Annotated in this window: 8 protein-coding genes; 5 read left to right on the plus strand and 3 right to left on the minus strand. The window is 72.5% G+C overall.

Annotation, left to right across the window (positions count from 1 at the left end; translation table 11 throughout):
* The first annotated feature begins 1 nt into the window (after position 1).
* From solA to ACZ5CW_RS30545, 5 genes are read left to right on the plus strand one after another with little or no spacing between them, the layout of a single operon-like run.
* On the plus strand, positions 2-1,156 hold the full coding sequence (gene solA / locus ACZ5CW_RS30525; protein ID WP_468607015.1) for an N-methyl-L-tryptophan oxidase: 1,155 nt from the start codon (positions 2-4) through the stop codon (positions 1,154-1,156).
* 11 nt (positions 1,157-1,167) lie between these two features.
* On the plus strand, positions 1,168-2,298 hold the full coding sequence (locus tag ACZ5CW_RS30530; RefSeq protein WP_468607017.1) for an aromatic ring-hydroxylating oxygenase subunit alpha: 1,131 nt from the start codon (positions 1,168-1,170) through the stop codon (positions 2,296-2,298).
* A complete protein-coding gene (locus tag ACZ5CW_RS30535; RefSeq protein ID WP_468607019.1) occupies positions 2,291-3,757 on the plus strand; it encodes an aldehyde dehydrogenase family protein in 1,467 nt (488 codons plus the stop codon). The genes ACZ5CW_RS30530 and ACZ5CW_RS30535 overlap by 8 nt, the downstream gene beginning before the upstream one ends.
* Positions 3,758-3,776: 19 nt before the next feature.
* Positions 3,777-5,363: an APC family permease gene (locus tag ACZ5CW_RS30540; RefSeq protein ID WP_468607021.1), complete on the plus strand. Its 1,587-nt coding sequence runs from the start codon at positions 3,777-3,779 to the stop codon at positions 5,361-5,363.
* Positions 5,364-5,400: 37 nt separating this feature from the next.
* Positions 5,401-6,954, plus strand: a complete 1,554-nt coding sequence (locus ACZ5CW_RS30545; protein WP_468607023.1) for a GMC family oxidoreductase — start codon at positions 5,401-5,403, stop codon at positions 6,952-6,954.
* Positions 6,955-7,020: 66 nt separating this feature from the next.
* Here ACZ5CW_RS30545 and ACZ5CW_RS30550 read toward each other — a convergent pair whose 3' ends face one another.
* The 3 genes from ACZ5CW_RS30550 to ACZ5CW_RS30560 form a co-directional block, all read right to left on the minus strand.
* Positions 7,021-11,679, minus strand: coding sequence for a hypothetical protein (locus tag ACZ5CW_RS30550; protein WP_468607025.1), 4,659 nt, complete (start codon positions 11,677-11,679; stop codon positions 7,021-7,023).
* 38 nt (positions 11,680-11,717) lie between these two features.
* Positions 11,718-12,608: a hypothetical protein gene (locus ACZ5CW_RS30555; protein WP_468607027.1), complete on the minus strand. Its 891-nt coding sequence runs from the start codon at positions 12,606-12,608 to the stop codon at positions 11,718-11,720.
* A gap of 133 nt (positions 12,609-12,741) precedes the next feature.
* On the minus strand, positions 12,742-14,271 hold the full coding sequence (locus ACZ5CW_RS30560) for a hypothetical protein (protein ID WP_468607029.1): 1,530 nt from the start codon (positions 14,269-14,271) through the stop codon (positions 12,742-12,744).
* Positions 14,272-14,357 lie beyond the last annotated feature (86 nt).

Raw genomic sequence — 14,357 nt, forward strand, 5'->3', positions numbered from 1 at the left:
CGTGTCACCGTCTTACGACGTCATCGTCATCGGTCTCGGCGGCATGGGCAGCGCCGCCGCGCACCACCTGTCCGCGCGCGGCGCCCGGGTGCTCGGCCTGGAGAGGTTCGGCCCGGTGCACAACCGGGGCTCCAGCCACGGCGGTTCGCGGATCACCCGTCAGTCGTACTTCGAGGACCCGGCCTATGTGCCGCTGCTGCTGCGCGCCTACGAGCTGTACGAGGACCTGGCGCGGGCCACCGGCCGGGAGATCGCGATCCTCAATGGCGGTGTGATGGTGGGGCGCCCGGAGTCGAGGACCGTCTCCGGCTCGCTCCGCTCGGCACGGCAGTGGGGCCTGCCGCACGAGATGCTCGACGCCAAGGAGGTCCGCCGCCGCTTCCCGACGCTGAACCCGGACGACGACGAGGTGGCGCTGTACGAGAAGAAGGCGGGCCTGCTCCGGCCCGAGAACACCGTCGCCGCGCATCTGCAGCTGGCCACCCGGCAGGGCGCCGAGCTGCACTTCGAGGAGCCGATGCTGCGCTGGGAGCCGTACCGGGACGGGGTGCGTGTCCATACGGCCGAGAACACCTACACGGCCGCCCGGTTGGTGATCTGCCCGGGCGCGTGGGCGCCGCAGCTGCTCACCGATCTCGGGGTGCCGTTCACGATCGAGCGGCAGGTCATGTACTGGTTCCAGCCGGACGGCGGCACGGAGCGGTTCGTCCCCCGCCATCACCCGATCTACATCTGGGAGGACGCGGCCGGAGTCCAGGTGTACGGCTTCCCGGCCATCGACGGTCCCGGGCTGGGCGCCAAGGTCGCCTTCTTCCGGAAGGGTCAGGTCACCACACCGGAGACCATCGACCGGACCGTGCACGAGGACGAGGTCCGGGCCATGGCCGCCCACATGTCCCGCTGCATCCCGGACCTGCCCGGCACCTTCCTCAAGGCCGCCACCTGCATGTACTCCAACACCCCGGACGAGCACTTCGTGATCGCCCGGCATCCGGTCCACCCGGAGTCGGTGACCGTGGCCTGCGGGTTCTCCGGGCACGGCTTCAAGTTCGTGCCGGTCGTCGGCGAGATCGTGGCCGACCTGGCGCTGACCGGTTCCACCGCGTATCCGATCGGCCTGTTCGACCCCGCCCGCCTCGCCGCCGCGACCGCCTGAGGAGCCCGCCCGTGACGACGACACCGATCTCCCCCAGCCTCATAGCGACGCTCCCCGGCCACTACTACACCGACCCGGACGTCTTCCGGCGGGAGCAGGAACGGCTCTTCGAGTCCCTGTGGTTCTGCGCGGTCCGCAGCGCCGACCTGGACAAGCCGGGTGCCTTCCGTACCGTCCAGGTGGGCCGGGAGAGCGTCATCATCACCCGTACCCGCGGCGGAGAACTGCGCGCCTTCCTCAATGTGTGCCGGCACCGTGGGGCCCGGCTGTGCACCGAGGAGTCCGGCGAGGTGCGGCGCAGTCTGCAGTGCCCGTACCACGCATGGACGTACGACCTCGACGGCAAGTTGATCGCCGCACCCAACTTGATCAAGATGCCGGACGTTGATCGAGTCGAGTACGGGTTGATCAAGGTGGCCCTGCGCGAATGGCTCGGCTACGCCTGGGTGTGCCTGGCCGACGAACCGCCCTCCTTCGAGGACACGGTGATGTCCGCGGCCGTGGAGCGGCTCGGCGACGCGGCCGCCGTCGAGCACTACGGCCCCGAGAACCTGGCCCTCGGCAAGCGCGTCACCTACGACGTGAAGGCCAACTGGAAGCTGATCGTCGAGAATTTCATGGAGTGCTACCACTGCGCGACGATCCACCCCGAACTCACGGAAGTCCTGCCGGAGTTCGCGGACGGATACGCGGCCCAGTACTACGTGGGCCACGGCGCGGAGTTCGGCGCGGAGATCAAGGGCTTCACGGTGGACGGCAGCGAGGGCTTCGCCAAGCTGCCCGAGGTGAGTGCCGGCCAGGACCGCCGCTACTACGCCATCACGGTCAAGCCGACCGTCTTCGTCAACCTCGTCCCCGACCACGTGATCCTGCACCGCATGTTCCCGCTGGCCGAGGACCGCACGGTCGTCGAGTGCGACTGGCTGTACGCGCCGGAGGTGGTGGCGTCGGGCGCCGACGTGTCGAAGTCCGTGGAGCTGTTCCACCGGGTCAACGTCCAGGACTTCGAGGCCTGCGAGCGCACCCAGCCGGCGATGTCCTCGCGGGCCTACCGCGAGGGCGGCGTGCTGGTCCCCAACGAGCACCACATCGGGATCTTCCACGAGTGGCTGCTGACCCGGCTGGGAGACGCCCATGCCTGACCTCTACATCGACGGCGCGTGGCGCGGCGCCCTGGACGAACGCACCCGCGAGATCCGCTGTCCCGCCGACGGCTCCCTGGTCGGGGTCGTGGACGAGGCGGGCGGCAAGGACACCGTGGAGGCCGTCGCGGCGGCCCGGCGTGCCTTCGACACCGGTCCCTGGCCGCGCACGTCGCCCGAGGAACGCGGCGCTCTGCTCCTGCGGGTCGCGGACCTCCTCGTCCGCGACCGGGACGGCCTGGCCCGCGCCGAGTCGCTGGACACGGGGAAGAGGCTGGTGGAGAGCGGGTACGACGTCGACGACGTCGTCAACTGCTTCCGCTGGTTCGGGCGGCTGGTCGCGACCGAGACCGGGCGGGTGATCGAGACCGGCCGGGAGGGTGTCGACAGCCGGGTGGTGCACGAGCCCGTCGGCGTCTGCGCCTTGATCACCCCCTGGAACTATCCGCTGCTGCAGACCGCCTGGAAGGTCGCCCCGGCACTGGCGGCCGGGAACACCTTCGTGCTGAAGCCCAGTGAGCTGACCCCGCACACCGCGATCCATCTGGTGCGGCTGCTGGCGGAGGCCGGGCTTCCGGCGGGGGTCGCCAACCTGGTGCTGGGCGCCGGCCCGGAGGCGGGTGCCCCGCTCGGTGACCATCCGGACGTCGACCTGGTCTCCTTCACCGGCGGTCTGCACACCGGCCGCCGGCTGATGGCGGCAGCGGCCGGCACGGTGAAGAAGGTCGCGCTCGAACTCGGCGGGAAGAACCCGAACATCGTCTTCGCCGACGCCGACTTCGAGGCGGCGGTCGACATGGCGCTGACCGCCGTGTTCCTGCACTCCGGGCAGGTGTGCTCCGCCGGGGCCAGGCTGCTGGTGGAGGACGCGCTGCACGACCGGTTCGTGGGCGAGGTCGTACGGCGGGCGCGATCCATCCGGCTGGGCGGGCCGTTCGACGAGCGGGCGCAGACCGGGCCGCTGATCTCGGCGGCCCACCGGGCGAAGGTCGAGGCCTACGTGGGCAAGGGGCTTCGGGAAGGCGCGGTGCTGCGCTGCGGCGGTGCCCGGCCCTCCGCTCCCGGCCACGAGGCGGGTTTCTACTACCTGCCGACCGTCCTGGACGAGTGCACGAGCGAGATGTCGGTGGTCCGGGAGGAGTCCTTCGGACCGGTGCTGACCGTCGAGCGGTTCACCACGGAGGCGCGGGCCATCCGGCTCGCCAACGACACGATCTACGGCCTCGCGGGCGCCGTGTGGACCCGCGACGAGGGCAAGGCCGCCCGGGTCGCCGCGGCGCTGCGCCTCGGCACGGTCTGGATCAACGACTACCACCCCTACGTGCCGCAGGCCGAGTGGGGTGGTTACAAGCAGTCCGGGTTCGGGCGCGAACTCGGACCGGCGGGGCTCGCCGAGTACCGCGAGACGAAGCACATCTGGCGCAACACGGCGCCGGCACCCCAGGGCTGGTTCGACTGACAGCCAGAGGAGTCCGCTCATGACGTCCACCGAGCAATCCCCAGGACCACACCACCACGACCCGCACCACCACGACGACGCCGAACTCGCCGAGTTCGGCTACAAGCCCGAACTCAAGCGCACCCTGGGCAACTTCCACACCTTCGCCGCCGGGATCAGCTACATCTCGATCCTGACCGGCACCTTCCAGCTCTTCTACTTCGGCTACGGCAGCGGCGGCGCCGCGTACTGGTGGTCGTGGCCGATGGTGTTCGCCGGCCAGTTCACGGTGGCCCTGTGCTTCGCCGAACTGGCCGCCCGCTATCCGGTCGCCGGCTCGGTCTACAACTGGTCGAAGAAGATCGGCAACCCGCATCTCGGCTGGCTGGCCGGGTGGATGATGTTGATCGCGTCGATCGTGTCCATCTCGGCGGTGGCGCTGGCCTATCAACTGACGCTGCCGCAGATCTCGTCCACGTTCCAGTTCGTCGGGGACGGCACCGGAAAGTACGACGTGGCGACCAACGCGGTCGTCCTGGCCGCCGTGTTGATCCTGTTCACCACGTTGATCAATGCTTTCGGCGTCAAGCTGATGGCCACGATCAACACCGCGGGCGTGTTCATCGAGTTGATCGCGACGGTTGTCTTGATCATCCTGTTCGCCGTCCACATCACCCGCGGCCCCCAAGTGGTCATGCAGACGAACCACACCGGCGCGGGCTACTCCACGGGCTATCTCGGCGCCTTCCTGGTGGCCTCGCTGGCGTCCGCGTACGTCATGTACGGCTTCGACACCGCCGCCTCGCTCGGCGAGGAGTCGCTCGACCCGTCCCGCAACGCCCCGCGCGCGATCATCCGCGCGATCGTCGCCTCCTTCGTCCTGGGCGGCCTGGTGCTGCTGCTGGCGCTCATGAGCGTCTCCAGCCTCAAGGGCGACAAGCTGTCCACGGACGGTCTGCAGTACGTCGTGCTCGACGTGCTCGGCCCGACGGCCGGCAAGGCGATGCTGTGGTGCGTCCTGATCGCGGTCACCGTGTGCGCGCTGGCCGTGCACACGGCGGCGATCCGGCTGGCGTTCGCGATGGCCCGGGACAACAACCTGCCCGCTTCCTCGCTGATGGCCCGGGTCAGCCCGCGTTTCCAGACCCCGGTACTGCCGGCCGTGATCATCGGTGTGCTGGCGCTGGCGATCCTCGTGGTCAACATCCGCCAGCCGCAGATCTTCACGGTCGTCACCAGCATCGGCATCGTCATGATCTACCTCGCCTACCTCGGCGTCACCGCGCCGATGCTGGTGGCCCGGCTGCGCGGGAAGTGGCAGCCCGCCGGAGAGGGCAGGTTCTCGCTGGGCCGTTGGGGGCTGCTCGTCAACCTCGTCGCCGTGGTGTGGGGCGCGGCCATGACGATCAACCTGATCTGGCCCCGGGCCGCGGTCTACAACGCGGCCGCGCCCTACCACTGGTACCTGCGCTGGGGGGCGGTGCTGTTCGTCGCGGTCATCGCCGGCGGTGGCTTCGCCTACTACTGGTTCGTCCAGCGGCATCGCACCGGTGTCCTCGCCGAGCACCGCCTGGAGGACGCGGTCACCGCCCCGGCCGCTCCCCTCGCCGCTCCGGCGGCCGACTGATTCCGCCTGATCCCGGCTGGCAAGGAGATCACTGCTCATGAGCATCGACGAGTTCGACTACGTGGTGGTCGGCGGCGGCACCGCGGGCAACGTCGTGGCGGCACGGCTCTCCGAGGACCCCTCGGTGACGGTGTGCGTCCTGGAGGCGGGCCCGAGCGACGTCGGCGACGACGACGTGCTCAGACTGGAGCGCTGGATGGGCCTGCTGGAGTCCGGCTACGACTGGGACTATCCGGTCGAGCCACAGACCAGCGGCAACAGTTTCATGCGGCACGCGCGCGCGAAGGTGCTGGGCGGCTGTTCGTCGCACAACTCCTGTATCGCCTTCTGGGCGCCCGCGGAGGACCTGGACGACTGGGCGGCCCAGGGCTGTACGGGCTGGAGCGCGGCCGACCTGTTCCCGCTGTACCGGCGGCTGGAGAACAACGACGCGCCCGGCGACCACCACGGCCGCTCCGGCCCGGTGAGGCTGCGCACGCTGAAGGGCGGCGACCCGTGCGGCGCGGCGCTGCTGGAGGCCTGCGCCCAGGCCGGCATACCCACGGTTCCGTTCAACACCGGCAGGACCGTGGTGCGCGGGGCCAACTGGTTCCAGATCAACTCCGACGAGAACAACATCCGCCAGTCGTCATCGGTGGCCTATCTGCACCCGGTACTGGGCAGACGTCCGAATCTGGACGTCCGGACAGGGGTGCGGGCCAAGAAGCTGGTGCTGGAGGGGCGGCGGTGCGTGGGCGCCGAGTACCTGGACCCCGACCTGGTGCACACGCGCACGGTACGGGCCCGGCGCGAGGTGATCGTCTCGTGCGGCTCGATCGATACGCCCAAGCTGCTGATGCTGTCGGGCATCGGCCCGGCCGCGCATCTGCGCGAGGTCGGCGTCGAGGTCGCCGTCGACTCGCCCGGCGTCGGTGAGAACCTCCAGGACCATCCCGAGGGCGTCATCATGTGGCAGGCCGAGCGGCCGATGACGACCACCTCCAGCCAGTGGTGGGAGGCGGGCGTCTTCTACGACACCGAGCCCGGCCTGGACCGGCCGGACCTGATGTTCCACTACGGCTCGGTGCCGTTCGACATGAACACCGCGCGCTGGGGCTACCCCACCTCGGAGAACGCGTTCTGCCTGACGCCGAACGTGACGAAGGCGAAGTCGCGCGGCACGGTACGGCTGCGGACCCGGGACTACCGCGACAAGCCGAGGGTGGACCCGCGGTACTTCACGCACGAGCACGATGCGCGGGTGATGACGTACGGGCTGAAACTGGCGCGCCGGATCGTCGCTCAGCCCGCGTTGAGCGGCTGGGCGGGGGCCGAGCTGGCACCCGGCCCGGATGTCCGTACCGATGACGAACTCCTCGACTACATCCACAGGACACACAACACCGTCTACCACCCGTCCTGCACCGTGAAGATGGGCGCCGACGACGATCCCTCGGCCCCGCTCGACGCGCGGCTGCGGGTCAAGGGGGTCGAGGGACTGCGGGTGGCCGACGGGTCGGTGATGCCGGATCTGATCGCGGTCAACCCGTGCATCACCACGATGGTGATCGGCGAGAAGTGCGCGGATCTTCTGAAGTCCGACGCCCACTGACACGGGCCCTGCGGTCGTGGGGCGACTGCGGACCGGCTGTGGCCGGTCGCGCAGTGCCCCGCGCCCTCACGCGCTGTCGGCCGGCTTCTTGAACATCCGCGTGGCCGTGATCTCGCTGTGCACCGCTTCTCCGGCCCGGGGCTGCTGGGGCAATCCGGGACGCAGGTGTTCCTCCACGCTGATGTACTTCAGGCCCGCCCGGAGGTCGGCGTCGTTACGCAGGCGGATGACCAGCGGGAACTCCGCGAGGGCCGTCGTGTCGAACAGGCCCGTGGTGTACAGCAGCTGCACGCCCAGCGCGTCGGAGACGGCCCGCTGAAGTTCCAGCAGATAGGTGGCGTTGGCGCGGCCGATCGGGTTGTCCAGGAACAGCGTGCCCGCGTGCCGGTGCTTGTCCCGGCCCCGGTCGTTAGACCGGAGCGCGGCCATCGTGCAGTAGAGCGCGATGGCCGCGGTGAGCAGCTGGCCACCGGAGAACACGTCGCCCATCTGGCCGACGGGGACGCGCTCGGCGCGCAGGACGGCGTCGGGCTTGAGGATCTCGACGGCCACGCCCTTGGGCTGCAGCGCCGCGGCGACTCCGCGCAGCAGCAGGGACATGCCGTCGCGGCGCAGATCGGAGTTCTTCCTCACGGCCGCGCGCGTGGCCTCGTCGATGACCTCGCCGAGCCGTTCGGTGAGCGTGGCCTGATCGGGCTCCTCGAAGCGGATGCGCAGGAACTCCTGCCCGGACCACTCGCCGAGCCCTTCCGGCAGCCGGGAGAGCCGCTGGGCGGACCGCAACGTCGCCAGGGCCGACTCCACGAGACCGCGCAGCCGGTCCACGATCGAGTCCCGGTTGCGCTCCAGCTGGGCCAACTCGTCCGTCAGGACACGCAGCCGGGGCGCGAAGGCGTCCGCCCACTTCTGCGCGTGCTCGGGCAGCGCGGAGGCGGGCAGTTCGCGGATCTGCTGCCGGGCGGGGGTGCGGACCTGCTCGTAGCGGGTGGAGTTGGCGTGCCGGACGAGGACGTCGCTCGCCTCGCGCACGGCCGCCTCGGTGGCGGACAGGTCGGCGGCACAGCCGCGCAGCGAGCGGCGGGCCTCGGCGGCGGAGTGCCGGGCCTCCTCCAGGCTGCCGGGGTACGGCTCGGGCTCCTCCTGGTCCTCCTCGGCGGCGTGCTCGCGCAGCAGGTCGCGGAGCATCGCGGCGATCTCGTCGAAGCCGCCCGCCGCGTCCTCGGCGGCGCGGTGGGCCGCCAGCAGTTCCGCGTGCGCCTCACGGGCCTCGGCCAGCGCCCCGGTGCGGGAGGCCAGTTCGGTCGTGGCCGTACGCAGCAGTGCCTGGGCGTGCTCGGCGTCGCGCGGGACGAGATCCTCGGGCAGTTCGGTGTGTGCCTCGCCGTCCTCGGGCGCGTGCCGTTCGGCCTCGCCGCGCAGCCGGCCGAGCTGCTCGCTCGCGGTCGACATGCGGGTCTCCAGGAGCTGCACCAGCTCCTCCGCGCGTGCGGCCGCCGCCTGCCGGGACGGCCCGTCGGAGCCGTCGGGCGACCGGAGGAGCTGCTCGGCGCGGGTGCGGACCTTGTTGCTGAGCCGGTCCAGTTCGGCCCGGGCGGCGCTCTCGTCGCTCTCCGCGCGGGCCTGCTCGGCGCGCAGGTCGGCGCCGACACCGACCTTCTCGTACACCTGGGAGGCGGCCCGGTAGGCCTCGCGGAGGGCGGGCAGGGACGTCTGGGGGGCGTCCGCGTCCTCGACCGGTACGTCGTCGGGGGCGCCGGCGATCTCGGAGCGCTCGGCGCGCAGGGCGCGCGCGGTGCGGCGGGCGTCGTCGGCGGCGCGCTGGGCGGCACGGCGGTCCTCGTCGGCGGCGCGGGCCCGCTCCAGGCAGACCTGGGCGCGGGCCTCGGACTCGGCGGCGTCGTCGGCGAGTTCGCGCAGTTTCACCTGCCAGCCGGCGCGCTCGCGGAGCCGGAAGGCGAGGCCGGCCAGGGCGTCGGCTGCGCGGCGGGCCTTCTGCGCGGCCTCCTGTCGTTCGTCGCGGACCTGTGCGGCCTCGGCCGCGGAGGCGTCGGCCTCCGCACGCACGGTGCGTGCCTCGGCGAGTTCCGCCTCGGTCTCCTCGGCGAACGCGCGGGCCTCCTGGGCGGCCCGGGCCAGTTCGGCGAGGCGTCCGGCGGGGCAGCCGGTGCGCCAGGAGGCGAGCCGGGCGGCCAGTTCGCGGTCCTTGCCGAGCCGGGCGGCGAGGCCGCGGATCTCCTCGTCGCGTTCGGTGGCCCGCGCGCGCAGGGTCTGTCGTTCCTCGTCGGCGGCGTGCTCGTCGTGCATGGCCGGGTTCGGCGGCACGAGGAAGACGTCACCGGGGGTGGCGTCGGCGGCGGGGGTCGGGGCGAGCAGGGCCGCGGCCGTGCCGACGGCGACGGCGGAGCGGGGCAGCAGGGCGGCGTCCCCGAGGGCCTCGCGGGCACGCGCGTGCGTGTCCGGATCGGTGATGATCACACCGTCGACCAGCTCGGGACGGGCGGCGAGCACGCGCGCGTGGTCGGCCGGGTCGACGGCCTGCGCGAGGTAACGCCAGCCGGGCAGCGCGGGGATGCCGTGCTCGCCGAGGAACTCGACGGTGGCCAGCACGTCGGGGCCGGGCGGCAGCAGGCCGCCGTCACCGAGGGCGCCGAGGATGCGGGCGTCGTCGGCGGCGGCCGTACGGAGGTCGAAGAGGTGCCGTTCGGCGGTCGACACGGCGTCGTCGAGGAGTGTGCGCAACTCGTCGGCGAAGCGGTCGAGTTCCTCGGGGGTGAGGGGTCCCTCGGCCGGTACCGCGGAGTCCGTGGGCGACGGGTCGCGGGTGGCGTCGTCCGCTCCCGTCCGGGGCGCGGGCACGCCCACGCGTGCCGCACCGGGTGCGCCCGGCAGGCCCAGCAGCTCCGCGAGCCGCTCCTCGGTGGCCAGCGCCTCGGCCAGGCGCCGCTCGGCCTCGTGGGTGCGCTCGGCGGCGGTCGCCGCGTCGGCCGCGCGGGCCGCCGTCAGCTCCGCGCGGGACTCGGCGGAGGCCGCCTCGCGCGCGTGCTCGGTGGACGTGCGGGCGGCCTCGCGGGCCGCGTCCCAGGCGGCTACGGCGGTCTTCTCGGCGTCGCTGGCGGCGAGCGCGGCGCGCGCCGGGTCGGCGTCCGGGGCGCTGTCGTCCAGCCAGCCCGCGCGGACGGCCTCGGCGGTCTCCTGCTCGACCTCGGCGAGACGCTGGCGCAGGTGCCCGGCCTCGCTGCGGGCGCGCTGCGTCTCGGTGGCGGCGGCGGTGGAGTCCCGGTAGGCGCAGTCGCTGACCTCCTGCAGGGCGGCGGACCGCTCCTCCTCCTCGTTGGCGAGGGTCTCGGCGCTCTCGGCGGCCGCGTGCAGGGCCCGTACGAGGTCCACGGCGGCCTTGGCGCGGGCGGCGAGCGCGGGGGCCGCGTCCCGTTCGGCCTCCTGGATGGCGGCGGACACGCGCGCGACACGGTCGGCGGCGGCGCGGTGGCGCAGCACGGCCTCGGCCGCCTGCCAGGCGGAGTGCAGGGTGCGGGCGTCGGCCAGTTCGCGCTTCTGCGCGGCGGCGGACTTCTCCGCGGCGGCGAGTGCCAGGGAGGCGTGCCGGTAGGCGAGTTCGGCGGCGATCAGGGAGCTGCGCTCGCGCGCGCCCTCGGAGTGCGTGACGGCGTACGCGGCGGCCGTGACCCGCTGGGCGAGGTCGGTGGCCCGTACCCGTTCCCGCACGGCCCGCGCGGACAGCCGCCGGGCCAGCGTGCGGGTGCGGCGCTCGGCGCCGGCGTGGACGTCACGCGCGCGGGAACGGGCCTCGGCGGCCTCGACGATCCGCCCGAGCAGGTCGGCGGAGCCTGCGGTGAAGTCCCGTTCGGCGATCAGTTCGGCGCGCCGGCCGAGCTTGTTGCCGAAGCCGCTGACGAGGTCGGCGAGGCCGTCGGTGTCGCGGGTGTCGGTGACCGCGCGCAGCAGGAGGTCGGTGAAGTCGGAGTCCTTCTTCACCGCGAAGAGGCCGGCGGCCTCGCCCTCGTCGGCGTTCATCTCGCGCTGGTAGCGGAAGAGTTCGGGGTCGAGGCCGAGGTCGCCGAGGTGCTCGATCCAGCGGTCGTGGATCTCCTCCCAGTGCACCTCAAGGTGCGGGTAGGCCTTGCCGGCCTCGGTGAGGGCGTCGCGGAAGCCCTTCATGGTGCGGCGGCGGCCCTGGGCACCGGAGGCGCCCTCGACGGGCGGGCGGACGGCGGTGGACTCGGCGACGGGCAGGTTGTCCAGACTCAGGCCGGGGCCGGGCCGGAAGGAGTACCAGGCCTCGGCGAACTTCCGCGGGTCGTTGGAGACCTGGCGTCCGCGCCACTCGCTGACCTTGCCGACGACGACGCACTCACCGGTCAGCACGTGCTGCCACTCCAGGGCCACGTGCCCGCAGTCGTCGGCGAGCAGGAACTTGCGCAGCACACCGGAACTGGCCCCGCCGAGGGTGTTGCGGTGACCCGGCAGCATCACCGAGAAGATCAGCTTGAGCAGCACGGACTTGCCGCCGCCGTTCTCCAGGAACAGCACGCCCGCGGGCGCGGGCCGGCGCGGCGGCCCGGACGGCTCCTCCTCGAAGAACTCCGCCTGCGTGGGTGCCGGGTCGGGCACGGGCGCGCCCACACCCCGCAGGTCAAGCACGGTGTCGGCGTAGCGCGCACCGGCGGGCCCGATGGAGTAGAGGCGGACCCGGGACAGCTCGTACATGGCGGACTCTCGTCAGTTTTCTGGCAGATCGGGGGGGTTCAGGGGTGCGACGGCGCGTGGAAGGGCAGCCCGGCGTCGGCCACCAGCTCCAGGTCGTCGGTGTCCTCGGCGGGCAGCAGGCTCGCCGTGCCGTCGGTGACCGGGACGATGCCCAGCTCCAGCAGCTCGGCCATGGCGGCGCTGCCGGCCATGTCACGGACCTGGAGCTGATAGCGGGCCGTCGTGCGGTAGGTGCCGCCGTTGTCGTCGCCGGTGCGCTGCAGGAAGCCCGAGTCGGTGAGGAAGGCCAGGGCCTTCGCCACGATGCCGGTGGTGGAGGCGGCCGGGCGGCGGGCGTCCTTGGTGGCGCCGGTGGCGCTGCGTCTGGCCCAGATCCGCCAGGCGGCCTCCAGGCCGGGCGCGTCGGTCGCCGGGTCGGTGTTCTCGCCCTGTTCTTCGGCGCGCTCCTCCAGCCTCCGGCAGGCCTGCCGTACGAAGGCGTCGACGCCGTTGACCGTGACGCGGCCGAAGTAGGTGTCGTCGGCCAGGTCCTCCGGGCGCGGGAACGCCAGCGCGGCGGCCGCGAGATGGGCGAGGCCGTGCAGGAACCGGTCGCCGGAATCGGCGGCGGTGCGACGCGCGTAGTCACCCATGCGGACCGCGAAGACGGAGTCCTCGGCCGCGGTCACGGCCATGCCCGCGCGCGGGGACACCTCCAGCACGACGAGTCCCAGACCGGTGGCCACGGCGTCCGCGAGGCGCGCGAACGCCGGATCGTCGCGGTAGCGGCGCAGCAGCTCCGCGTACTCCTGGTCCCGCGCGGGCTGCAGCTTGGGCTGCAGCCCGAAGGCGACGAGCCGCGCCGCGTCGGCGGCGTCGGCGGGGGTGACGGCGGCCGATGCCGACGGGGCGGACGGCTCCGCCTCACTCCACTCGACGGGCTCGCTCACGGACACAACTCCTTGCTCTTGGAACTGAGGGCAGGTGCGACCTGCCCAGGGGCGCGGGGAACTGCGCGACCGGCCACGGACGGCCCGCACACGAAAGGCGACCGGGCGTTTCCCGGCGCTTCCAGCGGAGCGTTCACGCCGCCTCCGTCCTGTCGGCCGCCATCCCCGCCGCGTCCAGCAGGGCGGTCCCCACGATCAGGTCCGCCCCGCCGAACTCGGGATCGTCCAGCTCGGTGCCGTCGTCCACGGCGAACAACAGCTTCTCCTCGCCCTGCCGGTACGCGGTGCCGACGGCGGGGCTGGCCGCGTGGACGGCCAGCAGGGCGACCAGGTAGGCCAGGTCGGGATCGCCGGTCCGCCGCGCCTCGGCGAGCAGACCGGACAGTCTTCTCGGGGCGTCCGCGGGCAGATCCAGCAGCTCCGTCGCCGCGGCCAGTTGCTCCTCGCTGAACCGGCTGTCGTCCGGCGTGGCGATCAGGTCCGGCTCCGGCATCTCCGCGCCCAGGTGCTCCCGCTCCACCGGCGGCGTCAGCAGTATGTCGACGAGGTCGGCGACCCGTACCGACACCGGCGTACGCAGACCGGTGCCGTGCGCGAAGAACGCGTCCGTGACCCGGATCGCCTGTTCCAGCGGCAACGGCAGGACGGGGGCGACGAGATGGCCGTACAGGTCCGTCCCGGAGGTGGTGGCCGGGGTGGCGAAGGCCTGCCGGTCCTGTTCGGCGCGGAACAGCGGGCCGGCCTCCAGCAGGCGCGACTGGAGCTGGGTGTGGCGCCGGATGCAGTCCTTGACGATGTCGACCAGTTCGGCCGCGCGGCGCTTGTGCTCGGCGTCCTCGGTCTCGTCGCGGGCCTTGCGGATGTTGGTGAGGATGGCGTTCTCGTGGCGGTAGCGCTCGGCCACGTGGTCGAGGGCCTCGGCGATCATGTCGGGCACGGCGCTGAGCCAGTCGACCGCGCGGACGTTGCGCCGGGTGGCGTCCAGGGCGCGGCGCAGGGTCTCGGAGTACTGCACCGTGCGGTAGCGGGCCTGCTCGGCGGCGAGCTGGGCGTCGGCGAGGCGGCCGCGGTTGATCAGTACCTCCAGCTTGACCTCGGCGGCGATCTGGGCGCTGGTGACATCGGTGTCCAGGGCGCCGACCAGGACGTTGACCGCCTCGTCGGTGGTGCGCAGATACACCGTGCCGCCGGGGCCGGGGACCTCCTCGATCAGCTTGAAGTCGTAGTCACGGCGGACGTAGCTGCCGTCCGGCGCGAAGGTGCCGTAGACGGCGCGGAAGCCGCGGTCGACGCTGCCGACGTTGATCAGGTTCTCCAGGACCCAGCGGGCCACGCGCTCGTGCTCGGCGGTGGGCCGGTGCGGGGCCTGGGCGGCGATGCGCGGGACGAGCCGGGCCACGATCTGCTCGTGGTCGGCACCGGTGTCGAAGTCCATGTTGAGTGTGACCAGGTCGATGGCGGCCAGTGCCACCTCGGCCATCCCGTACACCGAGTACTCGCCGGCCAGGTTGGCCTTGCGTGCGTCGAGGTCGTGCAGCGGCGCGGTGCAGGCGAGCGCGCGCAGCCGACGCGCCAGCCCCTCGTCGGCGGCCGGGCCCGGAGCCGGGCGCGGCCCCGCGCTGAGCTGGGGCGGAACGCTGTCCGTCGGTGCAGGCGAAGTCACGGTGCACAGACTAGGTCCTCGGTCCGACAACGACCCAAACGAGCGGCTCCGCCGGTTTGACCCCCCGGAACTGCGGGTCGTTCTCC

It is taken from the genome of Streptomyces sp. NPDC031379, from assembly GCF_055569615.1.